General features: G+C 71.4%; 18 protein-coding genes and 1 pseudogene. 5 read left to right on the top strand and 14 right to left on the bottom strand.

What is annotated here, in order from left to right; genetic code table 11:
- From D7Y11_RS29965 to D7Y11_RS29990, 6 genes are all read right to left on the bottom strand, one after another.
- A partial coding sequence (locus D7Y11_RS29965; protein ID WP_126935380.1) for a hypothetical protein occupies positions 1-2,255 on the bottom strand: 2,255 nt, incomplete at its 3' end.
- Positions 2,256-2,258: 3 nt separating this feature from the next.
- Positions 2,259-6,974, bottom strand: a complete 4,716-nt coding sequence (locus D7Y11_RS29970; RefSeq protein ID WP_126935381.1) for an MG2 domain-containing protein — start codon at positions 6,972-6,974, stop codon at positions 2,259-2,261.
- Entirely contained in the window at positions 6,971-8,569 is a 1,599-nt protein-coding gene (locus tag D7Y11_RS29975; RefSeq protein WP_199753817.1) for a hypothetical protein, read from the bottom strand. Before D7Y11_RS29975 ends, D7Y11_RS29970 begins: the two co-directional genes overlap by 4 nt.
- Entirely contained in the window at positions 8,566-9,198 is a 633-nt protein-coding gene (locus D7Y11_RS29980; RefSeq protein ID WP_121755833.1) for a DUF1175 family protein, read from the bottom strand. The genes D7Y11_RS29975 and D7Y11_RS29980 overlap by 4 nt, the downstream gene beginning before the upstream one ends.
- A gap of 30 nt (positions 9,199-9,228) precedes the next feature.
- Positions 9,229-10,134 (bottom strand): DUF2135 domain-containing protein, encoded by a 906-nt coding sequence (locus D7Y11_RS29985; protein WP_126935383.1) that lies wholly within the window; start codon positions 10,132-10,134, stop codon positions 9,229-9,231.
- Positions 10,135-10,382: 248 nt separating this feature from the next.
- The gene (locus tag D7Y11_RS29990) at positions 10,383-10,790 is read right to left on the bottom strand and encodes a low molecular weight phosphatase family protein (RefSeq protein WP_120580812.1); all 408 of its coding nucleotides are present in this window, start codon (positions 10,788-10,790) and stop codon (positions 10,383-10,385) included.
- Between the two features lie 208 nt (positions 10,791-10,998).
- Here D7Y11_RS29990 and D7Y11_RS29995 point away from each other — a divergent pair, with 208 nt between their 5' ends.
- Positions 10,999-11,922 carry a TerC/Alx family metal homeostasis membrane protein gene (locus D7Y11_RS29995; RefSeq protein WP_126935384.1) on the top strand — a complete coding sequence of 308 codons (924 nt, stop codon included), beginning with the start codon at positions 10,999-11,001 and terminating at the stop codon, positions 11,920-11,922.
- A gap of 3 nt (positions 11,923-11,925) precedes the next feature.
- On the opposite strand, the gene D7Y11_RS30000 is transcribed toward D7Y11_RS29995, so the two are convergent.
- Positions 11,926-12,741 (bottom strand): hypothetical protein, encoded by an 816-nt coding sequence (locus tag D7Y11_RS30000; protein WP_121754883.1) that lies wholly within the window; start codon positions 12,739-12,741, stop codon positions 11,926-11,928.
- A 108-nt stretch (positions 12,742-12,849) separates the two neighbouring features.
- On the bottom strand, positions 12,850-15,117 hold the full coding sequence (locus D7Y11_RS30005) for a PAS domain-containing sensor histidine kinase (protein ID WP_120581537.1): 2,268 nt from the start codon (positions 15,115-15,117) through the stop codon (positions 12,850-12,852).
- A 396-nt stretch (positions 15,118-15,513) separates the two neighbouring features.
- Here D7Y11_RS30005 and D7Y11_RS43910 point away from each other — a divergent pair, with 396 nt between their 5' ends.
- The gene (locus D7Y11_RS43910) at positions 15,514-16,221 is read left to right on the top strand and encodes a hypothetical protein (RefSeq protein WP_169820494.1); all 708 of its coding nucleotides are present in this window, start codon (positions 15,514-15,516) and stop codon (positions 16,219-16,221) included.
- 63 nt (positions 16,222-16,284) lie between these two features.
- On the opposite strand, the pseudogene D7Y11_RS30010 reads toward D7Y11_RS43910, so the two are convergent.
- The 3 genes and pseudogenes from D7Y11_RS30010 to D7Y11_RS30020 form a co-directional block, all read right to left on the bottom strand.
- Positions 16,285-16,722, bottom strand: a pseudogene (locus tag D7Y11_RS30010) (thermonuclease family protein); the annotation flags it as partial.
- A complete protein-coding gene (locus tag D7Y11_RS30015; RefSeq protein WP_306770472.1) occupies positions 16,719-18,413 on the bottom strand; it encodes a lamin tail domain-containing protein in 1,695 nt (564 codons plus the stop codon). The pseudogene D7Y11_RS30010 and the gene D7Y11_RS30015, both read right to left, overlap by 4 nt.
- A gap of 12 nt (positions 18,414-18,425) precedes the next feature.
- Entirely contained in the window at positions 18,426-20,450 is a 2,025-nt protein-coding gene (locus D7Y11_RS30020) for a hypothetical protein (RefSeq protein ID WP_172814329.1), read from the bottom strand.
- A 192-nt stretch (positions 20,451-20,642) separates the two neighbouring features.
- On the opposite strand from D7Y11_RS30020, the gene D7Y11_RS30025 reads away from it, so the two are divergent.
- On the top strand, positions 20,643-21,416 hold the full coding sequence (locus D7Y11_RS30025; RefSeq protein ID WP_126935385.1) for an alpha/beta hydrolase: 774 nt from the start codon (positions 20,643-20,645) through the stop codon (positions 21,414-21,416).
- Positions 21,417-21,426: 10 nt separating this feature from the next.
- Positions 21,427-22,005, top strand: a complete 579-nt coding sequence (locus D7Y11_RS30030) for a DUF2378 family protein (RefSeq protein WP_233596808.1) — start codon at positions 21,427-21,429, stop codon at positions 22,003-22,005.
- A gap of 3 nt (positions 22,006-22,008) precedes the next feature.
- On the opposite strand, the gene D7Y11_RS30035 is transcribed toward D7Y11_RS30030, so the two are convergent.
- On the bottom strand, positions 22,009-23,169 hold the full coding sequence (locus tag D7Y11_RS30035) for an acetyl-CoA carboxylase biotin carboxylase subunit family protein (RefSeq protein ID WP_121754886.1): 1,161 nt from the start codon (positions 23,167-23,169) through the stop codon (positions 22,009-22,011).
- Between the two features lie 129 nt (positions 23,170-23,298).
- On the opposite strand from D7Y11_RS30035, the gene D7Y11_RS43465 reads away from it, so the two are divergent.
- Positions 23,299-23,445 carry a hypothetical protein gene (locus tag D7Y11_RS43465; RefSeq protein WP_158629155.1) on the top strand — a complete coding sequence of 49 codons (147 nt, stop codon included), beginning with the start codon at positions 23,299-23,301 and terminating at the stop codon, positions 23,443-23,445.
- Positions 23,446-23,572: 127 nt separating this feature from the next.
- Here the strand turns inward: D7Y11_RS43465 and D7Y11_RS30040 are convergent, their stop codons facing one another.
- Both D7Y11_RS30040 and D7Y11_RS30045 read right to left on the bottom strand, forming a co-directional pair.
- Positions 23,573-23,869: a hypothetical protein gene (locus D7Y11_RS30040; RefSeq protein ID WP_121754887.1), complete on the bottom strand. Its 297-nt coding sequence runs from the start codon at positions 23,867-23,869 to the stop codon at positions 23,573-23,575.
- Positions 23,869-24,165 (bottom strand): hypothetical protein, encoded by a 297-nt coding sequence (locus D7Y11_RS30045; protein ID WP_121754888.1) that lies wholly within the window; start codon positions 24,163-24,165, stop codon positions 23,869-23,871. Before D7Y11_RS30045 ends, D7Y11_RS30040 begins: the two co-directional genes overlap by 1 nt.
- Positions 24,166-24,342: the final 177 nt, after the last annotated feature.

Here is a 24,342-nt window from a genome sequence, read left to right on the forward strand (position 1 = left end):
GGGGTGGGAGACCGGGTGCCCCAGGCCCCAAAGGCGCGCTCCAGGAGGGCGTCGCTGGAGAGGCCGGGACTGGCCTTGGCGGCTTCCACGTCCAGGCCTTCGCCGTGGCCACGGCCCTGGCCTTCGAAGAGGACCTGGGGTCCGTCGAAGGAGGCGCGCTGGGGGCAGGAGGGGAGCTTCAGGCCGGCGCGCAGCGTGTCGCACGGGAGGGAGCGCGCGTCCTCGTAGGGCGCGACGGGGGTGCCTTCAGTGCGCAGGTAGCGCACGCGGCCGGACTCGAAGCGCAGGGAGACGAGGTTCGTGCCGAGCAGGGCTTCCACCTCGGTCCGGGGGCGGGCTTCGCGCCACGGGGTGTCGCCGCCCTGCGAGAAGGTGAGCCACGCGTCCCACTTCAAGGCTGGGAGCTGGAGGGCGCGGGTCTCTTCCGGGCGGATGCGCACGGTGCCTCGGAAGGCCTGGCAGTGGGTGGTGTCGCAGAGGGCGCGGCCGGAGTGGCGGGTGTCGGCGTGGCGCTCGTTGTGCGCGGCGACGCGGGCCAGGGCGACGCGGGCTTCGCCCTTGAGCGTGACGTCCTCGGCGGCGACGACCCCGGCGGTGTACTGCACGCGCGTAGTGCGGAAGACGAAGTCGGAGCCACGCCGGGCCTTGAGGGCGCTGGGCGTGGTGGGCACGCCGGGTGGCGGGCGATACGGCGGAGGCGCGGACCAGGTGAAGACGCCCGCGTAGTCGCGGCCACCGTCGGGGCCGTCCGGGAAGCGTATGCGCCACGGGCTGCCCAGGCAGACGGCGGGGCCCTTCGCGGTGAGCGCATCCAGGCGCGAGAAGTCCGGTGGCGCGGCGCGCGGAGTGCCGTCATCGAGGGAGAAGCCGGCGCCCGAGCAGCGGGCCTCCACGGTCGCGGAGGGCAGCAGGCCGAGCACCTGCACTCGCGCGGCCTCCAGTCCCGCCTGGCGGCGCACGCGGGAGAGGAGCGCGGGGAGTTCATCCACGAAGTGCCGGGGCATCTTGCCGGGCCGCACGATGACGGCGACGAGGTCCGCGTCCACGGCGGCGATCCATCCGAACTGGGGGCGGCTCGCGGCGTCGCGCACGGTGCCCGTCTTGGTGGCGACGCCCTTGAGGGCCTTGGATGTGGAGAGGCCGCTGAGCGTGCCTTCGTCCACGTTGCCGGTGAGGAGCGCGAGCACGTCCGGCCGCGCCTCCGCGAGCAACCGGTACGCCTGCGCCATGCCCCACGGAGACAGGCCATGAGCGGAGCGGAGCCCGATGGCCTCCGTCATGTCCGTGGGCAGGCCGGTGAGCCCCACGGAGGACAGCACGGGGCCCCAGACACCGAAGGCCTTCGGTGCGAGGCCCGTGGCCTCCCAGTCCAGGAACCAGCCGTTGCACGAGCGCAGGAGCGCGAGCCGCGCGTCCACCTTCGCAGGCAGGCCCGCGCCGCAAGCCCACTCCTGCACGCCCTGGCGCGGCGCGAGCAGTGGGGGCGCATCTGAGTTCGAGACCAGAGCCGTCCCCGCCGCGTACAGGAACGGCTTGAGCGTGGAGCCATAGGGCACCGCGCGGCGCACGTCGCCCTCCGAGAACAACACCTCTCCCGAGTGCCGGCTCACCACCACCGTGGCCGCCTCGGGCGCGAGCACCGCCACGTCCGCCAGCTCCTCCACCGTCAGGGGCGCTGCCCACCGCGCTCCGTCATGACACTGGCGCAGCCTGCGCGTCAGCGCGGCGGGAAACCCCGTGTGCTCACCCAGGATGCGCGCGAGTCCCCTTCTCGCTCGCGACGTGTCCACCGCTGGCGCGCTCGCCACCTCCTTCGCCGCGCGCGACAGCGATTGATAGGGACCGTCACGCCACGCGGGCAGCTCGCCGCTCACCGTCAGCGCGAAGGCTTCGTGGAAGAGCCGGTCCTCGCTGGACGCGGGACAGGCCCACCAGAGCAACTGATGCGCCAGCTCATGCCGCAGCGCCGTGCGCGTCTTCGCGTCCAGCACGCCGGGCGTGTTCTGCCGCAGCTCCACCACGCCGGGCCGGCCCTGCGCGTTGCGCTCGGGAGTCAGCGACGTGCCCTTCTGAATCGTCACGGTGGCGGGGGCCCTCGTGGGAAGGCCACCCGCCTGCGCCGCGTACTGCGTCTCCAGAGACGTCCAAGCGGCCTGGGCCTCTCGGCGCAGGTCCGCCTCGGGCGTCACATCGCCCCGCGTGACGAAGGTGGGCGAAGCCGACAACAGCACGGCGACGGCGACGGCCCACCCCATGGGCTACAGGTCACTCACGGACGTCTTCGAGGGCACCACCTTCAACACGTCCGACGCCGTGCGGCCCCGGATGCGCGCCGAGTACATGTCCTCGATGGTCGCGGGCGGCGCCGCGAACGTGCCCGCGAACTGCGCGCGCATCACGTAGCCCACCGTGCGAGGGCTGTCGCTCCACCACGCCGGTTCCTCGAAGAAGAACGTCGCGTGCGAGGGGTCCAACTGTCGGCGCTTGAGCGCCTCCGGAGCCAGCGGCAGCGAGTGCGGCGGACCGCGGAAGGACTTGTCCTCCTGGAGCGGAACGAAGCCCGCCGGAACCGCGTCCTCCACCACGTAGTACGCCGAGCGCGCCCGGTTCTCCCCGCGCGCGTCCAGTGTCAGCTCCACGTAGACCTCTTCGCCCTGCGTCACCTGCACGCCCGCGTCCAACTTCACCTTCCCGCCCTCGCGCAGCACGTAGTACGCGCGCTCCACGGACATGCCGTTCACGCGCGGCTGTACGTCCTTGAGCGGCGTCATCGCGGCGGCGCGCAGCGTGGCCACACCGTCGAAGCCACCCACGTCCACCGTGCGAGTCCCCGCCGGCAGCGTGGCCACCAGGCCCATGCCGCGCGTCGTGAACTTCACCGGCGCCGAAGCGCCCTTCACCTCCGGCGGCGCCATGCCCTTGAACGCCTTCGCGTCACGCTCCACCAGCCAGAGCGAGTGCAACAGCGCCGTGCTCCGGTCGAAGGTGGACAGGCCCGGCTCGCTCAGCATCTCCAGGATGCGCTTGCGCGCGCGCGTGACATCCAGCGACCCGAACGACGCCGCGTGCGCGGTGATGGCGGTGAGGCCCACGCGCCGCAGCGGGAAGCGGTAGAACGCCTCGGACATCTCCGCGTCGCTCCGGAGCCCCGCGAGCTTCGCGAAGCCCTCGCCGCTCTCCTTCACCAGCCCCTGGATGCGCCCCTGGAGGCCGGGCTCCTTCATCACGCCCGCCTTCTCCGCGGCCAGCACCGCGAGCGCCAGCGGATACAAATCCCCCGGCTTCGCGGCCTCCACCAGCGCGCGCACCCGAGCCGCCTGACGCGGCCCCTGCAGGCGCGCGAGCACGTAGGCGCGCGTCGCGTCGTACTCCGTCGACAGGCCCTCCTGCGCCTCCAGCCACTTCGCGCTCTCCTGGATGCGCGCGTCGTCGCGGTCCACCAGCCCCGCCTCGGACGCGTACGACAGGCCGTCCAGCGCGATGAGCGTGAGCGGCAGGCTGGGCTCGCTGTAGCCACCGAACCAGGTGAAGCCACCGCCCTTCACCGCGAGCCCCAGGATGCGGGCCGTGCCCTGCACGGAGCGGCTGCGCGCCTCCGCCAGCAGCGCCTGCGAATCCGTGTCCAGCTTGTCCAGCGCGCCCGCCTTCTGGAGCACCTGGTACACCGCCACGTTGGGCACCGTCGTGGAGACCAGCTGCTCCAGGCACCCGTACGGATACGTGAGCAGCTCGCGCACGTTGGAGAGCGCCGCGTCCACCGTGGACGGCTGGAGCACCAGCTCCACGCGCGTCAACGCGGACGCCTCCGGGGCCTCCAGCGCCAGCGCGCCGCCGCCCCACGCGCTCACCTGCACCGCGTCCTCCACGGCGGCCGGGGTCACGTCGAAGCGCTTCAGGTCGCGCAGCGGATCCTTGCCGCCCACCACGTCCACGGAGAGCTGCGCCGGGCCCGTCTTCGACGCGTGCAGCGTCACCGGCACCACCTGCTCGCCGCCCTCGCCCAGCTCCACCTTGCGCTGGAGCGCGTCCGCCTGGAGCGCGCCGCCCGGCTGCAACCGCACGTCCAGCACCTGGCTGCCCTTGGACTTCGTCCCCGCGGACAGCCGCACGGACGCGAGCGCCTCGTCGCCCTCGCGCAGGAACTGCGGCAGCGCCGCGTAGACGTTCAGCCCGCCGCGCGTGGCGAACTCCGCCGTGCCCTCACCGAAGCGGCCGGACGTGTCCGCCGCCACCGCCGTCACCACCCACAGCGTCTGGTTGGAGGGCAGCGTGAAGCGCACCGTCGCGCGCCCGTCCCGGTCCGTCACCACCGCGGGGTCCCAGTGCGCCGTGTCCTTCTCCAGGTCCTTCGCGCTGCGGGTGGGCGGCTTGATGGACGCGAACGCGTGGTCGGGCAGCCCCGCCATCTTGCGCGCCAGCTGCTCGCCGTAGCCGTAGCCCTGGAACTCCGCCGAGTAGAAGTTCGTCACGTTGTCGCGCGCCGGCGGATAGAAGAAGTCCAGCACGCCAGGGCGGAACTCGGACTGGATGGCGTAGACGGCCTTGTCCACCACGCCCACGGACAGCTGCGCGGACACGCCGTTGCCGTCACTATCGGTGACGCGCACGTCGATGGCCTGCTCCGTGAGCGGCAGCGCCTCCGCGCGGCGAGGCTGCAGCGCCACCGTGAGCGTGCGCTCCTTGGGCACCACGCGGAACGCCACCGTGCGCTCCTCCCAGCGGCCCGTCGCCGTGGGGTACGCCACGGACGCGTACACCGCGCTGCCGAAGCGCTTCTCCACCGGGAAGGAGTGCACCAGCGTGCGGCCCTTCAACTGCACCACCGCGGTGCCGTACAGGTTCGCGCCCGTCAGCGTCACCCACACGGGCCCTTCATCCTTGCCGCTCTGACCCCAGCCGTCCGGCATGAGCGCCACCAGCTTCGCGCTGTTGCCCGGCTCCAGCGTGCCGGACAGCGACGCGAGCGTGAGGTTGGGCACCTGCGCCACGGGCTCGTCCGCGCCGCCGATGACGAGCAGCGACTCCTCGCCCGTCCACTCCTCGCCCTTCTTGTCCTTCACCGTCACGCGAGCAAGCACCCGGCCCACGTCCGTGGTGGGCACCTTCTGGCGCGACGTGCCGTCCTGCTGCGTGGTGAAGGTCTGCGTGCCCAACGTCTTCTCGCTGCCGTCCGCGCGGACCAGCACGAAGTCCACCTTGCCCGTGGTGACGCCGTAGCCCTTGCCGGACAGCGTGGTGGCGCGCACGGTCAGCTGCGCGTCCGAGCCCTTCTGCACCACCGCATCCGAGAACCGTGCCACACCCATCACCTCCACCTTCGACAGGAAGAAGGCGGCGGTGCTGGTGGCGAACGTCTCCTGATCATCCCGCGCGCGCACGGTGAGGCTGTAGCGGTACGGCAGCCGGTCCTCGCCCGCGCCGAGCGGGGGCACCGCGACCTCCACCTGGGCCTCGCCCTCCGCGTCGAACTCGCTCGCGGAGGACCACGGGTCGCCCGCGGCCTGGCGCTCCGCGATGGACGAGTACAGCCGCTCCGGCACGCTCAGCTTGCCCTCGCTGCTGGAGGCGGAGCCGTACGTCACCGCGCTGCCCTGACCGCCGCGGCCGGAGTCGTCCACCCACGCGGGCGCGTCCAGCAGGCTGCGGTAGAGGAACACCTCGTACTTCGCGCCCTTGGGAACGCCGCCCGCGTAGCGGCGCGCGCGCACCGTCACGCTCACCGTCTGGCCGGGCACCACCGTCTCCGACGCGGGCTGCACCTCCAGGTAGAACGTGGGCTTCACGTAGTCCTGCACGCGCGCCTCGCCCTGGTGGGGGTGCTCGTCCAGGTCCGCCTCGATGCGCAGCACGCCCGTGCCCAGGTCGGCCGGCACCTTCAGCGTGCCGTTGAACGCGCCGAACTCATCCACCGCCGCGCGAGTGATGATTTCACGGCCCTCCTGCGACATCAGCTTCACGCGCACGTCGCGCTTCTTCGGCGTGAAGAGCCGCGCGAGGAACGTGTCCGGCTGACGGACGAGCCCGCGGAACTTCACCTCGTTGCCCGGCTTGTAGACGGGCCGGTCGCTGTAGATGAACACGTCCGGCGCCACCGCCAGCGTGGAGTAGAAGTCCGTGTCCACGATGGCCGTGTCCTTCCCGGACGTCACCGTCGCGATGATGCGCGGCTCCGTCACCGCCAGCGTCACCTCGCCCTTGTCGTCCGTGGTGCCCGCGGGGCCCTTGCCCGTGGGCAGGTACACCTGCACCTGCGCCTTCGCGCGCGGCTGCTGATCCCTCCCCGCCACGCGCACCAGCACCTGGCCGTCGGTCTGCTTGAGCTGCACGGTGACGTCGCTGACGACGAGCACCACCTGCCCCTCCACCCGGCCCTGCACCAGCTGGAGCACGTAGGTGCCCGCGGGCAGCGGCGCGAGCAGCACGCGGCGCTCCTGGAAGCCGCTGCTGCTGTCTCCCGTGTCGAAGCCCGGCACGTTGAAGTCCCGGTTGGCGCCGCCCAGGTCCAGGTTGAGCCACTGGCTGCGCACCACGGAGAAGCCCGGCGGCGTGCCCACCAGCTTCTCCGGCCCTTCCGCTACCTTCGCCAGCGGCTCGCTGGACGAGGACTCCCCCGGCGGCGGAGGCAGCGACGTCCCCACCTCCTGGCGGAAGTCGGGCGACAGCGCCTCCATCAGCACGATGCCCGGCGAGCGCACCGCGTTGAGGCCGCGGCTCAGGCCACGGCCCGGGTTGAGCAGCGTGGGCGGCGTCTCGTACGCGCGCCGCAGGTCGCCCTGCGCGCGGATGAACGCGTCCAGGTTCGCGGGCTGGAGCACGCGCAATTCGACGGGGCCCTTGTCCTCGAAGGCGACGTCCACGGCCACCGGCTCACTGCTGCCGTAGGAGCGCGGGACGGTGATGTAGAGCGGCTTGGCCAGCGCCACGCCGGACAACAGGAGCGCGGCCAATGCCGCGAAACGCACGGAGGTCTTCATGTCCCAAATCCTTCCGACGCCATGACGTAGCCCTGCGCGTTGCCGCGGAAGCCCAGGTACGGCAGGGCCTCCAGGTCGCGGCGGGCCGCCTCGATTTCAGGGGGCAGCGCCTTGGGCATGGGCGACGAGCGGTCCACGCGCGCCTCGGACGTGTAGCCGTCCATGGCGAGCCCGCTGAGCAGCCGCCCCATGTTGACGCCCAGCAGCACCGTGGAGGGCGCGCGCAGTCCCGCCACCACGGGGCCCGCGGCGTTGAGCATGTTGGGCGCGCGGCCTTCGCACGCCTTCTGGAGCCGCTCCACCTCCTGCTGGCTCGTGGCCAGCACCACGTGCTTGCACAGCGTGGCGCGCACCAGTGTCCGCGCGCCGCCGGAGAACAGCGCGGACAGCCCCTCCGCGTCCTCCTCATCGCCCCACAGCAGGGCCAGCTCCGGCTCCATCGACGCGCTTCCGCGCGGCGTCCACACCAGGGCCACCTGGCGCATGCGCATCTGGGCCCGGCTTTCGCCCTTCCAGAAGGCCTTGAGCTGCGCGGGCTCCAGCGACTCCGGCAGCGTGACCCGGAACGCGAACAGCACCGGCGTGTCTTCGGGCACCAGCTTGAGCAGGTCGTCGGAGAGGGGCTTGCCGACGGCCACCGACATCCCGCCGACCTTCCCGGCGATGCCCTTCGCCACCAGCCGGTCGCCGTCCACGCGCAGTTGCAGCCGCGCGTCCTCGCCCAGGCCCAGCACGTGGGTCAAGAGCTGCGCCTCTCGGCCGTAGGCGTTCGGGTCGAAGCCCACCTCCACGTCCACGCCACTGTCCGCGTCCAGCTCCGGCAGCGCCGTGCAGAGCGCCTGGAGCACCACCACCGGGTGCCGCGACAGCACCAGCCGGTCCGCGGAGCGCGCGGCCCACACCGTCTGCTCGGCGACGAGCCAGCGCGACAGGTGGAAGCCACCGTCCGGCACCTTCTCCCCGCCGGTCGGGCAGCTGTCCGCGACCATCTCTCCGCGCTTCGCCACGGAGTCCAGCGCGTCCCATGCCGACTGCGACGTCTTGTTCGCCTTCGGCACGATGAGCGCGGGCGTGCCCACGCGCGCGTCGCCAGAGAACCACACCGTGCGGAACGGCGTGTCGAGCAACTGCCCGACGACGACGTCCAGCACCGCGCCCTTGAAGGACGCCTTGAGGTCGGTGCCGGTGGAGCCCAGGAACGCGGCCCAGCCGCTCGCGAAGCCCTGGCCCAGTGGCTTGTCCCACTGAGACTTCAACCACGCGTTGCGCGCCAGCGCGTCGCGCACCTTCACGGGCGAGTGCACGTCCACCCAGATGGCGGGGAGCGCCGTGGCGCCGGGCACCTCCATCCTCGTGGGCTCGGAGGACACCTCCGGCATGCCCTCCACGGTGGCGCCCGCGGACGGCGGGCCCTTGGGCTCACCGGAGGAGAAGGCGGGGCCGGAACCGCCACCGCCGCTGCTCTTGCGGCCGATGACGAAGGCCCCCACGCCCACGCCCACGACGATGGCGCCGATGAGCGCGATGCGCACGGCGGACGAGGGGCCCTTGCCTCCGCCTCCAGCGGGGGGCGGCGGGCTCACGGGAGACGTCATGACATCCACTCCTTGAAGCGGAAGAAGCCGAGGAAGGAAGCGTTGGCCGGCACGGGGCGCCACTCCAGCGGCGCCTCGGTGGCGAGTGAGTCCAGGATGCCGGTGCGCACGCGCGCTCCAGCCTCACCGGGGTGGTAGACGACGCGCGCGGGTGCATGGGCCCGGTCCTCCGGGCGCACCACGAGCATCAGGTGGAAGACGGGGCCCGCGTCGTGCTCCTGGCGGAAGGCCACCACGTCCCCGGTGCGAAGCTGCTCGCGCGCGTCCACGCCCCGGCCCAGCGGAACGAAGCTGCGGCTGATCAGCGTCTCCGCGTCCGCGAAGTCGGAAGGTCCGCCGCGCGTGTCCTTCCACAGCGGAGAGGCGAGGCGCTCGGAAGCCACGCGCCGGTACGCCGTGCGGTACGCGTAGCGGATGAGGCCCGCGCAGTCGCGCTGCGCCGGCTGCCACGCGGCGTCCGGAGCCTTCACCTGCGCGAGCGCCACCTGCGCGACCTCCCGGCGGAGCAGCCGCGCGCGAGTCTCCGCGGCCACGGGCTCCGACGCGATGACCGCGCCTTCACGCACGGGGGCCGTCCCGGACGGAGCGGGACCCGCGTTCAACAACAACGTGAGCATCAGGACGCGCATGGCGGGGCCGAGCCGGGAGCGCCGGTCGCTTCAGTAGCCTTCGTCTCCCCCACCGCCACCGTCACCACTCTTCTGGAGCTCCTTGACCGCCTCCTCCAGGTTCGTGGGCCAGCCGTTCCCCTTGGGCTTCGGATCCGCGGACGGCACGTACACCTCCGCCTGCCCGTCTCCCAGGATGTTCACCCACGCGAGCACGCGCGTCGTGCCCGGCGTCGCCAGCGGGATGCGCACGCGGCGGCGGACCTCGCCCGGCGTGCCCTCGAAGAGCGCCAGGTTGAGCGTGGCCACCGTGTGCGCCTTGTCACCGCTGGGCCAGTAGTTCGTCGCCACCAGGTACACGCCCTTCGGCGGCGCGCGGTGGATGTAGAGGTACGGGCCGTATGCCGGCTGGTCGAAGTCGCCGCCCTGCTCGTTGAGGAAGAACGTGCCGCCGGACGGGCTCTCCGTGTTCGCCCAGTACACGTGCGCCATGGACGTCACATCCAGCGTCTCGCCCGCGCTGCTCGCGTCCGTGGGCTCGTAGATGTGCAGGTCCGTGTAGACGCCGTCCGTGTCGCTCGTGAGGATGGCCTTGAGCGGCACCGAGGGCACCTGCGCGTAGCTCGTCGCCTGCGCGCGCGCCGTGCCACCCTTGTTGGTGGCCATCACCGTCACCACGTTCTTGCCGCTGGCCGCGGGGAACTTGCGGCTGAAGCGCCCCCCTTGCGTGCGCATCAGGTAGCGGTCGCCGTTGATGGACACGACCACCGGATCCACCGAGGGGTCGCTCACCGTGCCTTCGATCTTCAGCATCCGGTCCACCGTCCACCCGCCGGACGGCGCGCTCAACACCACCTTGGGAACCGTGTCGCCCCGGCCAATGGGCACGCCCTGCTGGCGGGCGGAGACCGACGGCGCCGTCTGCGCGAGCAGCCCGGCGAGAAGGACGGAGAGCATGGTGGAGCCTGCGAACCTGAAGGTGAGCTGCGCGAACCGCGTGTCCGCGAAGGGACACAGCGTGCGGCAAGCCCCTACCCCTTTTCAAGCCACCCGGCCCCCACCGGCGCCAAGGCCCGGGAAGCCCCCCCGCCGCGACGCTGGACGTCGCGGCCTTCTCCTCCCTTCCTCGCGAGTCCGTCCGTCCGCCCTACGAGCCCGGACACCCACGGTCACGCGTCAGAAGGGCCCTGCTGCGCCGCACCCGACTACGCCGGGCGCTCCCAGCCGTGACGGTTCACGAAGTCCGACACCATGGCGGCCGTCGTGTCGCGGATCTTCTCCACGTCCGCCGCGGACTTGCCCACCGTGTCCTCCATGGGCCAGTCCTCGCGCTTCTGGTCCGTCACCGACGGCGCGTCCGGCAGCCCGCCCAGCGTCACCAGGATCTGCGCGCTGTTCGCCAGCTCCGGAGTCAGGCGCTGCGGCTTCGCGTCGCCCAGGTCCACGCCCATCTCTTTCATGGTCGCGAGCACCTCGGGATGCAGACGCTCGGCCGGCTGCGTTCCCGCGGAAATCGCGCGCGCCTTCGCCGGGTCCGCCAGCAGGTTGAAGAAGGCCGCCGCGATCTGCGAGCGACCCGCGTTGTGCGTACAAGCGAAGATGACCGTGTTCATCGCACCGCCTTTGGAGTGTTGATAATCATGATGTTCCTGGGCTTCCTGGGAAGTATCACATCCTGAGTGGGGAAGAGGACAACGCTCGCCCTCGCCCATCACGTCCCCCTGACAAGGGGTGTCATGACGACGGATATGGGTAGGATTTGACTCCGCGCGAACCCTTCTCTCGGTCGGAAGCCGGGGGGATGCCTAGGTTGGTGGGGTCATGCAAAGCACCCCTTCCTGGGCCTGGGTCGTCTTCTGGGCGCTGCTCCTGGCGCTGCTGGTGGTGGACCTGCTGGCGCACCGGGGAGGGCGGGGGCAGACGCGGCGCGCGGCGGTGCTGTGGAGCATGGCGTGGGTGGGGCTGGGGCTGGGCTTCTGCGGCTTCGTGTGGGTGACGCTGGGCAGTGAGCGCGGCCACGAGTACCTGGCGGCCTGGCTCATCGAGAAGAGCCTGAGCCTGGACAACGTCTTCGTCTTCCTCGTCATCTTCCGCAGCCTGAACGTGCCCCAGCGCTACCAGCACGAGGTGCTCTTCCTGGGCATCTTCGGCGCGCTGGTGTTCCGGGCCCTGTTCATCTTCGTGGGGGCGGCGGCGCTGCAGCGCTGGGGCTGGGTGTCGTACGTCTTCGGCGCCATCCTGCTCATCACCGCGTGGCGCGTCTTCCGCGAGGACCCGTCGAAGCAGGAGGACAACCGCGTCGTGGGATGGCTGTCCAGGAAGCTGCCGGTGACGGACCAGGTGGAGGGGCCGCGCTTCCTTGTGAAGCACCAGGGCCGCAGGCTGGCCACGCCGCTGCTGCTGGCGCTCGTGGGCCTGGAGGTGACGGACATCCTGTTCGCGGTGGACTCGGTGCCGGCGGCGTTCTCCGTCACCACCGACACGTTCATCCTCTACAGCTCCAACGCCTTCGCCATCCTGGGGCTGCGCGCGCTCTACCTCGTCATCGCCGGGGCCGTGGGGCAGCTGAAGTACCTGCACTACGGGCTGGCGGGGGTGCTGGCCTTCGCGGGCGTGAAGATGGTGGTGGAGACGTGGGTGCACATCCCGCCGCTCCTGTCGGTGGCCATCATCGTGACGGTGATTGGCGGGGCGGTGGGCGCGAGCCTGGCGCACCGCCGGTCCGTGCGCCAGGTGGAGGCCTGACGCTCAGGGCGTGGGCAGGCCCGCGGTGCCGCCGACCATCAGGGGCTTCGACAGGAGCTGGTCGAACGTGGGGTTCGCCGCCTTCGTGATGCGCGCCGCGTGCTTCTTCAGGAGGGAGGCGTTGGCATCCTTCACGTCCTTGCCCGAGGCGGCCTCCAGCTGGGTGATGTACTTGCGCAGCCCGGCGCGGCGCTGCTCCAGTTGCAGCCGCTCCGCCTCGCTGAGCTTCGGGTCCTCCAGCTGCGGCGCAATCGCGGCGAACTGCTCCTCCAGGAGCGCGATGTTCGCGGGGTCGGACGGCTGGGACACCGTCGCCACGCCCGCGTCCGGCGCGGCCACGGGCTCCGGATACACCAGGGCGGAGAGGCGGCCGAACTCCTGGGGCGACATGCCCCGCGCCTCCAGGTTCAGCAGGAAGGAGGCCTGGGCCTTGCCCAGCATGCGCATGGAGGCGCCCGCGGCCCGGAGCTTCGCGCTGCGGGTTCCGCCGGTGAGATCCTTGCCGTGCTTCTCGACGTACTCCAGGGACTCCTTCTGGAGCACGTCGTAGGCGGGCAGGGTCGCCTCGCGCACCGCGAGGTAGGCCTCCAGCCGCGCCTCGTCCAGCTTCAGCACCTTGCCCGCGTCAGGCGGCTGGAAGGGGAAGCGAGCGTTGAGCTCTGCGGTCTTCAGGGCGCGCTCCTGGGACTTCATCAGCGTGGCCACGCCGGCGCCGTCCATCTGGCGGTCCGCCCAGTACCCGGTCGCGACCAGGCCTCCACCCACGAGGAGCAACCCGCCGACACCCAACCCCAGCCCGAGGATCCACTTCTTGTTCATGGTGCCGCTCCGCTCTCCTTCCGGAAGGCGGGGCCCGCCCGCCGCCGGAGCCCCTTTGCTACCCGGGCCGTCCCTGGAGGGCAAGCGCGCCCGGGAAGAGCGGCCCTTTCAGTCCCGGCCGGGCGGCCGGCGGGGCAGGTGCACGAGGAAGGTGGTGCCGTCCTGGGCGGAGGAGCGCACGCGCAGCCGGCCGCCGTGCGCATCCACGATGTGCTTCACGATGAACAGCCCCAGCCCCAGCCCGTGGGCGTTGTTGCGGTGGCCCTCCCGGAGCTCCGCGCGCTTGAGGGGTTCGAACAGGTGGGGCATCAGGTGCGGGGGAATGGGGCGCCCCTGGTTCTTCACCGCGAGCGTCACCGTCCCCGGCTGGCCGCGCAGCCGCACGCGCACCGGACAGTGGGCGTCTCCATAAGCGAGCGCGTTGTTCACCAGGTTGGTGATGACCTGCGCCAGCCGGTCCGGGTCGCACCACAGCCGGGTCCCTCCCCGCCCGTCCACCTCCAGGCGCCGGTCCGGGTGGGCCTGCTGGACCTCGTCCACCACCTGGCGCACCAGGTCCAGGAGGTCCACCTCGCGCGGGTCCATGGGGATGCCGCCGCCCAGCCGGGCCTGGGTGAAGTCCAGCACGTCGCGCAGCATGCGGTGCGCGCGCTCGGCGCTGGAGAGGATGCGGGCCACGGCCCTCTGGTCTCGCGGGTCGGAGTCCTCGCGCCTGGCCAGCGTCGTGGCGGCCATGGTGATGGCGGAGATGGGGTTGCGCAGGTCGTGCCCGACGATGCCGATGAGCAGCTGTTCGAACTCCGCGCGGCGCTTCGCCTCGGCTTCCGCCTCATGCCTGCCGGTGACGTCCTGCATGGCGCCCACCATGCGCACCGGGCGGCCCTGGAGGTCCTTCACCACGCGGCCCCGGTCCTCGATGAAGGCCCACGTCCCGTCGCCCCGGCGCATCCGGTACTCGGCCACCCAGTGACCCTCGTGGCTGTCGAGCGCCGCCCGCAGCTCCCGCATCACCCGCTCGCGCTCGTCGGGGTGCAGGCTGGCCGTCCACCACGCCGTGTCCATGACGGGCGGCCCCCGGGACGTGTCCAGCCGGAGGACGCGGGGCGCCGATTCGCTCCAGTGGATTTCATCCGTCACCAGGTCCCAGTCCCAGATGATGTCGCGGGTGGCCAGGGTGGCCAGCCGGTAGCGTGTCTCCGACGCACGCAGCTCCTGTTCCGCCCGGCGCCGCTCGGTGATGTCCAGCGACACGCCCGACACGCTCACCACGCGCCCGCCCGGGTCGAACACCGGCAGGAGGCGGACCTCGAACCAGACGCCCATCAGGTACAGCTCCGTGGACAGCCGCTCCCCGGCCAGCGCACGCAGGATGACCTCCAGCACGTCCCGCCGGTCCCGGAACACGTCGAAGACGGAGCGCCCGTGCATCACCCGGGAGGGCACGGACGTGGACGTCACGCCCTCGCCCTCGAAGAGGGTGAACACGCCCTGCGCGTCGAAGGCCCACAGCACGACGGGCAGCTGCGTGAGCACGCGGTGGACCTGCTCGCGGGCCTCGTCGCGCTCCTGGCGCAGCGTGCGCGTGGTGGTGATGTCCGTGGACACGCCGCACAGGGCCCACGGCTCGCCCTGCACGACGCTGGGCAGGGGGAACTTCATCGTGTGGTAGAGGTGCGTCCCGTCGGGCTGGAGCACCTCCTCGTCGAAGACGAGCGGCGTCTTCGCCGCCAGCACCCGGCGGTCGTTGTAGCGGAAGCGCTCCGCCGTCTCCCGGGGGAACAGGTCCAGGTCCGAGCGCCCCAGCACCTCCTCGCGCTCGTGGCCGGAGATGGACTCGAAGGGGCGGTTGATGAAGAGGTACCGCCCGCTGGCGTCCTTCGCGTAGATGGCGGCCGGGGCGTGGTCGAGGATCTCCTGCAGCCGCCGTTCGCGGGAGCGCAGCGCCTGTTCGTGTTCGTGGACGTAGTGGGCCACGGCTTCCGTCAGGCTCCGGTCCAACGCGCGCCACAGCGTGCGCAGCTCTTCCGTGTCGAGCGGCCGGTGGGACGCATCCAGCACCTCGAGGATGGCCTCGCGCAAGAGGCCGTACTCCTCCACCAGCGTCTCCACGCGAGCGCCGGTCTGGAAGCGCCGCAGCCCGAGCTCCCGGGCATGGGCCCAGACCGCCCCCGTGGACCAGGTCTCCACGGCGCCCTGGCGGAGGACGAGCACCAGCGCGTCCACCAGCTTGAGCATCCCCTCCAGCCGCTCCTGGATCTCCGGGGACCTGCCGGGGGGATGAGCCCCCAGCCGTGCGCCCCAGCGCCGGAGGATGTCCTCGCGCCGCGCCTCCACCAGGTCCGCGAGCGAGTCCGTCGTGGAGGCGACGGGGTTCATGCCGGCGCCCCGGAGGCACCGGTCGGACAAGGCAGGCCGCCTGCTGTGGGAAGAGTGAATGTCACCGTACCCCTGCTCCCGGGACGTGGCTGGAGTGGAGGGAAGATGGACATCCCGCGTCACGAAATGGATGGGGCCCGCGGGACGGGGTGGGGTGGGTTGCCCACCTCTGGGATTGAACCCGGGGACATGGCGGGCAGCCATGGGAGGCCTCCGTGAACCGCTGGGCCCCGTCAGTGACCTGGGGGAGACTGACTCCCAAGAACACGGGAGGCAGCAGGTCATGGCATTCGCGGAACGTAGGACCGGCGGGCAGGGCGCGCGCACGCTGGCGACGGGGCGGTTGCCCCCGAGGACGTGGACCCGAGTACACGTCCAGAGGGGCGAGGGCCGGTCATGAGCACGACCCAGGCGGTGGATCCACTGGAGTCGCTGGCCCGGGGCCCCGTGCGCAGCGTCTGGGAGGTGCTGGAGGCGATGAGCGTCCTCATGCGCCGCCGCAACGAGGGCCTGCCGCTGAACCTGCCGCAGGTGTCGCTGTTCCTGCGCAGCGGGCGCGAAATCACGGGGCTCGTCCGGGAGTACGGCGAGTTCCGCCAGGGCCGCGGCGTGCTGCTCATCACCTCCGGGGGCTACGGCTCGCGCGGGGAGAACCTGGACGTGACGTTCGTCCCGGACGGCGTCATCGAGGCGCTCACGCTGCACGACGCCACGGTGCTGGACACGCCCGCGAAGTCGATGCCCGAGTCCTCGCCCATGCACCTGCGCCGCCACCTGCCCGCGCTGGCCGACAAGTTGTCCACCGCCTGGGGCACGAAGGTGACGGCGGAGTTCGGCACGGCCGCGGAGCTGGAGCAGGAGGCCCACATCCAGCCCCTGGCGTGGCTCGTCGAGCGCACCGGCGAGGTGCTGGCCAAGCTGGCCACGACACCCGACGTGGGCGACGTGCTCCGGGAGCGGGTGCGCAGGGTGCGGCTGTCCGTGGGGGACGACTTCGGGGCGAGGCTCTCGGATGGCACGCTGGCCCTCACCACGTCGCGCCGCCCGGCGGCCTGGCCGCTGGAGTCGGAGCTGGCCCGGGCGGTGATGGACACCTTGCCATAGGGTGGACGCTGACGAGCGCCGTCCCCGGGGACACGGCGCCGGGCAGCGACCCCACAGGCCCCGGCGTGCGCGCCGGGCCTCCAGCTCCAACGCTTCGAACTCGCCGCGCCGGGAGGCTCCGGCCGGCGGGATGAACAAAGTGCACGCATAGCCCCGTTGCACGAGCAGCGCGTTCACGTCCTGGCCGTCCACGGACACGTAGGCGAGCCGCCGCCCGTAACGGTCCGTGCACGCCTCCGCGTCCCGCAGCCGCACCGTGCGGCCCTCCACCAGCGAGCGGTTGAACGCCGTGGCCTCCTCACCGAAGCAGTCGTCGTGCCCCTTCGTCGTCTCCGGGGTGTCGGCCAGCAGGTAGCGGATGCGCTCGCCGTCCTGGAGCACCACCGTGTCCCCGTCGATGACCTTCGTCACCACGCCCGTGCTCGGACCGCACTCCCCTTCCTCGCCACCACAGGCGGACAGGACGGTGAGCAGCATCCCTCCCAGGACAAGAGTCCTCATCGCGTGCACGTGCGGTTCTCCCGGCCCGGGGTGCCCCGGTCGCCCGTGCCGTAGGTCACGCCGGCGGGCGTGGGACAGAAGGCCCCGGCCGCGTCGTTGCCGGCGGCGTCCCTCACGCGCGCATCCAGCTGCGACGACACGCCGGCACTCGCGGCATTCGTGAAGGCCACCGAGTCCAGGACGGTGCCCTGCGCCGACAGCTTGAGGACATGGGCCCCCGCGCTGTTGCCCAGGCCGAACGCGAACGTGCCGAGCACCGAGGGCAATCCACCATTGAGTGAGGCATCGTCGCTGCGTGCGAGGACCGCGAAGCCTCCTGCCTTCATCGACAGGCACAGTGGGGACTCCAGGACGGAGCTGCCCGACTCGTTGGCGAGCGTCACTCCGTTGAGGTCCACCTCGCGCAGCGCGAGCACCTCCACCCATTCCCCCTGCGCATCCGGGACGGCGGCGGGGTCGGCCATGAACTCGTTGAGCACCAGGGAGCCCACGGTGGGAGCTCTGAGCGCACGGGTCTGCCCCGTGGTCCGGTCGATACAACCCGCCTGCGCCGTTCCCGCGTCCGCTCCCGTGCACGCACGGTTGGTCCGTCCCGGCGTGCCCAGGTTGCCCTTGTCGCCGTAGGCCTGCGTGGCCGCGCACCAGGATGCAGTGACGTCGTTGTTCTTCGCATCGGCGGTGAGCGGCGCGGACACCTGGGTGGCCACGCCGTCCTGGGCCGGGCCATACAGCGCGCTGTCGATGAGCACGCTTCCCGCACGCACGGCGACCATGCCGCCCGCGTTGCGCAGGTCCACGGAGAACGTGGCCAGCGGCTCCGGCAGGCCACCGTTCACCTCCGGCTCCCGCCTTCGCGCGAGCAGCGCGGACTCTCCGGCGGCGAGGGACAGACAGCGCTCCGACTCCAGGCGTGTGCCGGACGTGTCCGTTCCCACCGTCAGCCCATTGAGGTCCACGGGCACGGTGGCGCGGACCTCCAGCCACTCGCCCACGGTGTCGTCGCCGCGCGGGTTGGCCATCACCTCGGTGATGATCAGCTCTCCGGGTCGCGGGGACTGGATGTCCCGGGGAGCGCTCGCGCCCGGCGGCAGGCACGTCGCTCCGGAGGTCACTCCGCCATCCGGCAGCGAGGGGCACGGCGCGTTCGCGACGCCTGGACTGCCCGGCGCATCGCACCAGCCCGACAGGCCGTCATGGGTCCGGGCCAAGCCCGACTTCGCAGGCGCTTCGAGCACCACCGAGTCGAGCACGCGCGTCCCGCACCGCAGACCCAAGAGCCCCGCGCTGTTCCCCAGCGCGCCGAGCGCATCCCCATAGGTCTGATCCACATGCTCGGGCAGCGCGCCCTCACGCACGTCGCCCAGCACGACGTAGGCCCCCGCGTCCACCGGCAGGCCCGTGGTGAACGTGTAGACCCGCTCCTGTGCCGCCTCGTCGCGCGCGGTGAAGAGCGTGACGCCCAGGAGGTCCACGGTCTCCCCGGTGGGGTTGTGGAGCTCCACGTACTCCTTTCCCGTGTCCGAGCCCACGGGGTCGTTGAGGTACTCCGTGATGACCAGGTCCCCCGGCAGCAGCGCTTCACAGGCCGCTGGCTCCTCCTCCCATGTGGGCAGTCCGCACGCCCCCATCCACCCCAGCACCCATCCCAATCCCAACCGCACGCCCCATCCCCGCACTGCCCAAGCCGCCACACTCCGCTCCCTTCAGAACCGCGTCTCCACTTCCAGCGCGAACAGGTGCCGGGGCGCATCCGGCGGCGTCCGGGCACCTCTCGCGTCCTTCAAGTCCACGACCCACGCGTACCGGGCCCGTGTCGTCACGGCGTCCGCCGTCCAGCTCGCATCGAGCGTGGCCCGGAAGGCCTGCTCCAGCCGGTTGCGCGTCGACAGGTCCTCGTCCTTCCACACGGCGCGGCCGCGCAGCCTCACGGCATCGCAAGGCCGCACCTGCGCCTCCACCACCGCATGCGCGTCCTCACGCACGCCCCGGTTCACCGGATCATCCACGCGGGCATGCGCGTACTGCGCGGCTACGGACACGGCGTCGTGAAGCTCCGCCTTCACCCGGGCCGTGATGCGCAGCAGCGACCCTGAACAGGGGTCCTCGCCCGAACCGTCGAAGCAGTCCCCCGCCACGCCGACGTCCTTGTCCCGGTACTCGGTCCACAGCGACGGTTGGAACAGCGCGTGCGCCCGCCAGTCCACCCGGGCCGAAGCCCGCAGGTTCACGGTGCCGGCACTGCCCACCGCCGCGCCGTCAGCGGGCAGCGTCCACGCATCCACCTCACCTCGAAGCCGCAGCGCGCCCTCCACGCGGTGCAGGTAGCGCACGCGAGCGCCCACCTCATTTCGCGCCCGTGAGCCCTCCAGTTCGTCCGGGCCGGACATCGCGCCCGTGTAGGGATTGGCGAAGCCGCGCCCGTAGGCACGCAGCGACAGCTCCAGTTCCTTCGATGTGTCCGCCACCACCGTGCGTTGAAGCGCGCCGTAGCCACCGCCTCCGCCCGGCGCCGAATCGAACGTGCGCGCCGCTTCCACGAAGAGGTCCACCGGCCCCAGCCCCCACGCGCCATCCACGCCCACCGCGCCGAAAGCGCCGCCCGCCGGGTAGCCCGCCGTGGAGCGGAAATCGAGCGCCGCGCCCTCCACGTTCCACACGGGCCGCGCGCCCCAGGCCGTCACTCCAGCCTGCGCCCGCCGGGTCCACGCCATCGCCGCGTGGCCGCCTCCCGCCCACTCGTGGAACACACCGGGCAGCGTGCGCGACACCACGCGTCCCATGGGCGAGCCCGTCCCCTCGAGCCACACCGCTGGCGCCTTGCAGGCAGTGCCCGCACAGGACGCCCGCTCCATCAGGGCATGCGAGAGCAGCGAGCGGGACTGGTACGAACCGAAGCCCGTCACGGACACGCCCGAAGAGGTCCGCACCGTGCCCACCACGCCCCGGAAGCCTTCGTCCCACTGGAAGTCCGGCGTCACGTCCGCGGCGCGCTCCTCGGGGGTGCAGGCGCCTTCTCCCAGGAAGCACCAGCGCTCCACGTCGCCCGGCACTCGCACGGCATCGTCGGGCAGGAAGCCGTCCGGCGTGGGAAGCCCGGTGGTGTCCAACGTGAGCCGCTGACCGAAGCCCAGCCGGTACGAGCCCACCAGCACGGAAGCCCGCTCGCCCGTCCACTGACCGTGGAACTTGGGCACGGCCACCGACACACCGGGCGCCTCCGCCACCAGCGCTCGCCGGTTCGCATCCCGGTGCACCGCGCCCAGCCGGCGCCGCGTGAGGGACGTGAGCAGTCCCACGCGCCATCCTTCCGGCCCCGCCACGCGCACCTGGAGCGCCATTGGAGGAAGCACCGGATCCGACGCGGCGAACGCCGTCAGCAGCCGCGCATCCCCCGTCACCCGCTCCGGCGCGGAGGTCGTCAGGAAGGGCGCCAGCCGTCGCCGCTCCTCCTGCGTCAGCGTCCCTGAAGCCTCGACCCCATCCACGCGCGCGTACGTCAGCCCCGGCAACGCATAAAGCGAGGCGCGCGACGCATGCGCCGGATCCACTCCCGAGCGCCGCAGCACCAGCAGCGCGGACAGCGTCTCCGCCGTGATGGCGCCATCCTCCCTCAACGCGAACAGCGCCTGCTCTCCCGTGTCCTCGGGGTCTACCTCATAGGTCGCGCCGAGCACCGTGAAGGGAAGACCCAGCAGGAACAGCCACACGCAGACGAGGACGGAACGCACGCGGCGGGCCCTCTGCACGAGCGGGACCACCCTTCCCTACAGCGAAGGCTCTACGCGCGGTCCATCCCTTCCTCGGACCCGCCGTCCAGGCCAGGGACGGCGGTCCACGCTTGCCGCGTCGCGTGGGGCGGTGCGGCTATGCTGCGGTGACATCCTCGCGAGGCCGGTCCCGTCCGGCCCCAGAAACAGCGCATGGGCTACGTCCACATCCTTCGCCACTTCCCCTCTCCCCAGGAGGGCTTCAACCGCACCGTCCGCATCTACACGCCGGACGCCTACGACTCCTGGCAGGACCACCGCTTCCCGGTGCTCTACATGCACGACGGGCAGAACGTCTTCGCGCATCCGGAGTCCGCCGTCTTCGACACGTGGTGCGCCAACCGCGTCGCGGAGGAGGGCGTCCAGGCGGGGCGGCTGGAGCCGTGGATCATCGTCGCGGTGGACTCGGGCCCCGGCCGCTTCCAGGAGTACTCGCCGTGGGACGAACCGCGCAACGGCGTGTCCGCGCGAGGCGAGGCCTACGGGCGCTTCCTCGTGGAGGAGCTCAAGCCGTACATCGACCGGACGTACCGCACGCGCCAGGGCAGCCAGTGGACCGGCGCGATGGGCTCGTCGCTGGGAGGGCTCATCTCCCTGTACCTGGGATGGAAGTTCCCGCAGGTGTTCGGGCGCATCGGCGCGCTGTCGCCCACGGTGATGTGGAGCCAGGGCCGCCTGTTCGACGCGTGGCGCGAGCACAGCCAGCGCTGGACGCGCATCTACCTGGACGCGGGCGCCACGGAGTCCATCCACGCGGGCGGCATCCCCCTGGACTACGGCCGGGGCACGCGCGACTTCTTCCACCACCTCAAGGGCCTGGGCTACGGAGACCACGAGGTGTCGCTCGTGCTGGAGCCCGGCGGCGAGCACCACGAGAAGGACTGGCAGCGCCGGCTGCCGGGCGCCATGCAGTGGCTGCTCGGGTGAGTCCTCTTCCGTGACACGACGGCCCCGCTCGGTGCCGCCCGAACAGCGGCAGGTCTATGTGCAGGTCGTGGAGGGCCTCCTCCAGCACGGCCTGAGAGGCCAGGTGTCCCCCCGCCTGCGTGAACGGCTGCGCCAGGCGGGCGTGGACCTGGACCGGCCGCTGTTGCCGCTCTACCCCGTGCCGCTCTGGGCGAGGTGCCTGGAGATCGTCGTCGAAGAGGTGTACCCGGGCCTGCCGCAAGCGGAGGGCTTCGCCCGGCTCGCCCGGGCACACGTGGAAGGCTACGGGGCCACGCTGCTGGGGCGCGCGGTGATGAGCGTGATGCGCGTGCTGGGCCCCCGGCGCATGGTGCAGCGGCTGCCGGAGGTGCTGCGCGGCACGGACAACTACACGGAGGTGACGCTCGTGGAGCGCGGCCCCGCGCACTTCGAGCTGCACTTCAACTCGAGCCTCAAGGGGCCCGGCTACGTGGAGGCCCTCTTCGAGGCCCTGCTGACCGCGGGCGGCGCGAAGGCGCCTCTCGCGACGAAGCTGTACGACGACGGCGAGCGCACCGAGTACTCGCTCACCTGGACGCAGGAGCCCTGAAGCTCACGTCGCCTGGATGAAGCGCACCGCGTCCTGCATGGATTCCGTGTCCGTGTGGCGCGTGAGGTACATCTCTTCACCCAGCAGCGAGTGGTAGATGGGCGGCAGCTCACGGTGCACGAGCAGCGACTTGCCCAGCCGTTCGACAATCTGCGCGTGGGAGTGCTTGTAGCGGCGGCCGTGACGGCGGGCGCTATGGCAGACGTGGTGGCGCGGCGTGTACTGGAAGTCCGCCACCGGGTCGCCCGTCACCACGCGGGCATAGAGCCGGTACACGTCGATGTCGCACGTGTAGTTCATCATGTCCGTCATGAAGCCGCCGGGCGGGCGCAGGTTGGCCTCCAGCACGACGAAGCGGCCGTCTGGCAGGCGGAAGAACTCCAGGTGGAACCAGCGCTCGCGCAGGCCGAACGCGGCGACGACCTGGCGGCCCAGCACGTCGAGCGCGGCGGGGATGTGCTGGAGGCTCCAGAAGGAGATGTCGCGCCGTTCGGTGACGGTCTCCATGCCGCCGTCGCTGTATTCGTGGCTGAGGTTGAAGACGATGACGCCGTGGCGGTCCACGATGCCGTCGTAGGTGACGATGGTGCCGCGCACGAAGGGCTGCGCGACGTAGGACGTGGGCAGCGGGTGCGCGAGCGCGGCGTCGACCTCCGCGTCGCTGGCGACCTTGAAGGTGTGGGCGGCGCCCACGCCCACGTCGGGCTTGAGCACAAGCGGATAGCCCACGCGGGCGGCGAACTCCTTCACCTGGTCCGCGTCGCGCACGCGCAGCAGGTCCGGGTGGGGGACGCCGGAGGCGTGGAAGACCTCGGCCATGCCGGACTTGGAGCGCAGCTTGAGGATGTCCGAGGGCTGGAGGCCGGGGACATGGAAGTCCTCGCGCAGGCGGGCTTCGACTTCGAGCCAGGACTCGTTGAGGGACTCGATGCGGTCCATGCGACCGTGGCGCCAGGTGAGGTAGCCGGTGGCGCGCACGAGGGCGTCGTAGTCGGTAAGGCTGGGGACGAAGAAGTATTCGCGAAGGGACTCGCGAAGTTCCTGGCGCAGGGACTCGTAGGGGGTGTCGCCAATGCCCAGCACGGTCACGCCACGCTCGCGCAGCGCGGTGGCGAAGTGGAAGTACTGGGAGGGGAAGTGGGGGGAGATGAAGACGAAGTTCATGGCTCCTGGCGGGCGAGTCCTCCGCTGGGGTGGACCATAGCGGCCCCGCCCGCGCCCTAGAAGCCCGCTGGGGAACAGTGTCCACCAGCGGCACTCGCACGGAGGGCCTGCACCGGGAACACTCGCGGCATGGCGGAGGATTCCAAGGCGTTCGCACAGGCGCGCGAGACGATGGGAAGGCACACCATCCCGGAACTCATCGACCTGCTGGAGAGCGAGGACGTCCGCACGCGCTTCCTGGCGGAGATGTGCCTGAGGGACGCGACGTCCACCTGACTCCACTTCCAGCCCGCGGGTCCGCGGGCCGAAAGGGAGGCAGCGGTGAAGGAGTGGCGCGACTGGTGGGCCGCGCGGAGGGACACGTTCAAGAAGCGCTGGGGCGATCGGAGCGGCGGCTGATGGCCTACCCCTGGTCGGGCCGAAGGTCGCCGACCCTGCCTGTCTGAACGATTTCCTGGAGGGCAGACGCGATGCGCTCTCGCGTGACGGAAGCGACAACCACGAGATTCCGCTCAAGAAACACGCTGCCGCCCTTCAGCGCATCGTCAACATCCTGGGTCAAGCGAGCCGGGTCGTACACAGTGAGCGTGTACCGACGCCCCTGAATCACCGCGACGACTCCGGGGAGCCAACCTTTGGCCTCGACCTCCCAAGCGGAGTCTTCGAAACCAGGAGGGAACTCCAGAACGATGTCGCTCATCACGGAACTCCGAGGAGGCGCTCCACTTCGTTGGTCACCCGCGCCTCGACCTTCGCCAGTTCGCTCAAGCGCTGCGGCTCGACCCGCTCTCGTTGCCAGCTCATGAAAAGGGGCAGGTACCAGAGCAGCGAGACCACACGCCGATCAAGAGGACCGCTCCCACCCGGCTCCATCCGCTTGAGCATCGTCAGCAGGGCGTCAGCCTTCGCTGAGTCGAAGTTTCCCATCCGGAGCTGGACCAGAAAGCCATCCTCGTCGGACCACGCCGCTTCAAGCGCTTCTTGTGCCTGGCTCATGTATCCCCAATCTTGGACCGGAGTGATGCCCCCCGGGCTGACACTCGCGTCTAAGCCATCCCGACTAATTCCGTTCAGGGGTGTTGGCCCAGATGGGGAGCCTGCCGCGCCTGCGGACGCGGCGCAGCAGGAGAACGGCCTCATCATAGAAGGCGTCACGGTCCGCCGTCAGCATGC

The sequence above is a fragment of the Corallococcus sp. AB018 genome (assembly GCF_003986945.1).
Classification (GTDB): Bacteria; Myxococcota; Myxococcia; order Myxococcales; family Myxococcaceae; genus Corallococcus; species Corallococcus exiguus.

Bases quoted from the DNA above. Each gene is read 5' to 3' on its own strand.
- D7Y11_RS29970 (WP_126935381.1), bottom strand. From the start codon at position 6,974: ATGAAGACCTCCGTGCGTTTCGCGGCATTGGCCGCGCTCCTGTTGTCC.
- D7Y11_RS29975 (WP_199753817.1), bottom strand. From the start codon at position 8,569: ATGACGTCTCCCGTGAGCCCGCCGCCCCCCGCTGGAGGCGGAGGCAAG.
- D7Y11_RS29980 (WP_121755833.1), bottom strand. From the start codon at position 9,198: ATGCGCGTCCTGATGCTCACGTTGTTGTTGAACGCGGGTCCCGCTCCG.
- D7Y11_RS29985 (WP_126935383.1), bottom strand. From the start codon at position 10,134: ATGCTCTCCGTCCTTCTCGCCGGGCTGCTCGCGCAGACGGCGCCGTCG.
- D7Y11_RS29990 (WP_120580812.1), bottom strand. From the start codon at position 10,790: ATGAACACGGTCATCTTCGCTTGTACGCACAACGCGGGTCGCTCGCAG.
- D7Y11_RS29995 (WP_126935384.1), top strand. From the start codon at position 10,999: ATGCAAAGCACCCCTTCCTGGGCCTGGGTCGTCTTCTGGGCGCTGCTC.
- D7Y11_RS30000 (WP_121754883.1), bottom strand. From the start codon at position 12,741: ATGAACAAGAAGTGGATCCTCGGGCTGGGGTTGGGTGTCGGCGGGTTG.
- D7Y11_RS30005 (WP_120581537.1), bottom strand. From the start codon at position 15,117: ATGAACCCCGTCGCCTCCACGACGGACTCGCTCGCGGACCTGGTGGAG.
- D7Y11_RS43910 (WP_169820494.1), top strand. From the start codon at position 15,514: ATGAGCACGACCCAGGCGGTGGATCCACTGGAGTCGCTGGCCCGGGGC.
- D7Y11_RS30025 (WP_126935385.1), top strand. From the start codon at position 20,643: ATGGGCTACGTCCACATCCTTCGCCACTTCCCCTCTCCCCAGGAGGGC.
- D7Y11_RS30035 (WP_121754886.1), bottom strand. From the start codon at position 23,169: ATGAACTTCGTCTTCATCTCCCCCCACTTCCCCTCCCAGTACTTCCAC.
- D7Y11_RS43465 (WP_158629155.1), top strand. From the start codon at position 23,299: ATGGCGGAGGATTCCAAGGCGTTCGCACAGGCGCGCGAGACGATGGGA.
- D7Y11_RS30040 (WP_121754887.1), bottom strand. From the start codon at position 23,869: ATGAGCGACATCGTTCTGGAGTTCCCTCCTGGTTTCGAAGACTCCGCT.
- D7Y11_RS30045 (WP_121754888.1), bottom strand. From the start codon at position 24,165: ATGAGCCAGGCACAAGAAGCGCTTGAAGCGGCGTGGTCCGACGAGGAT.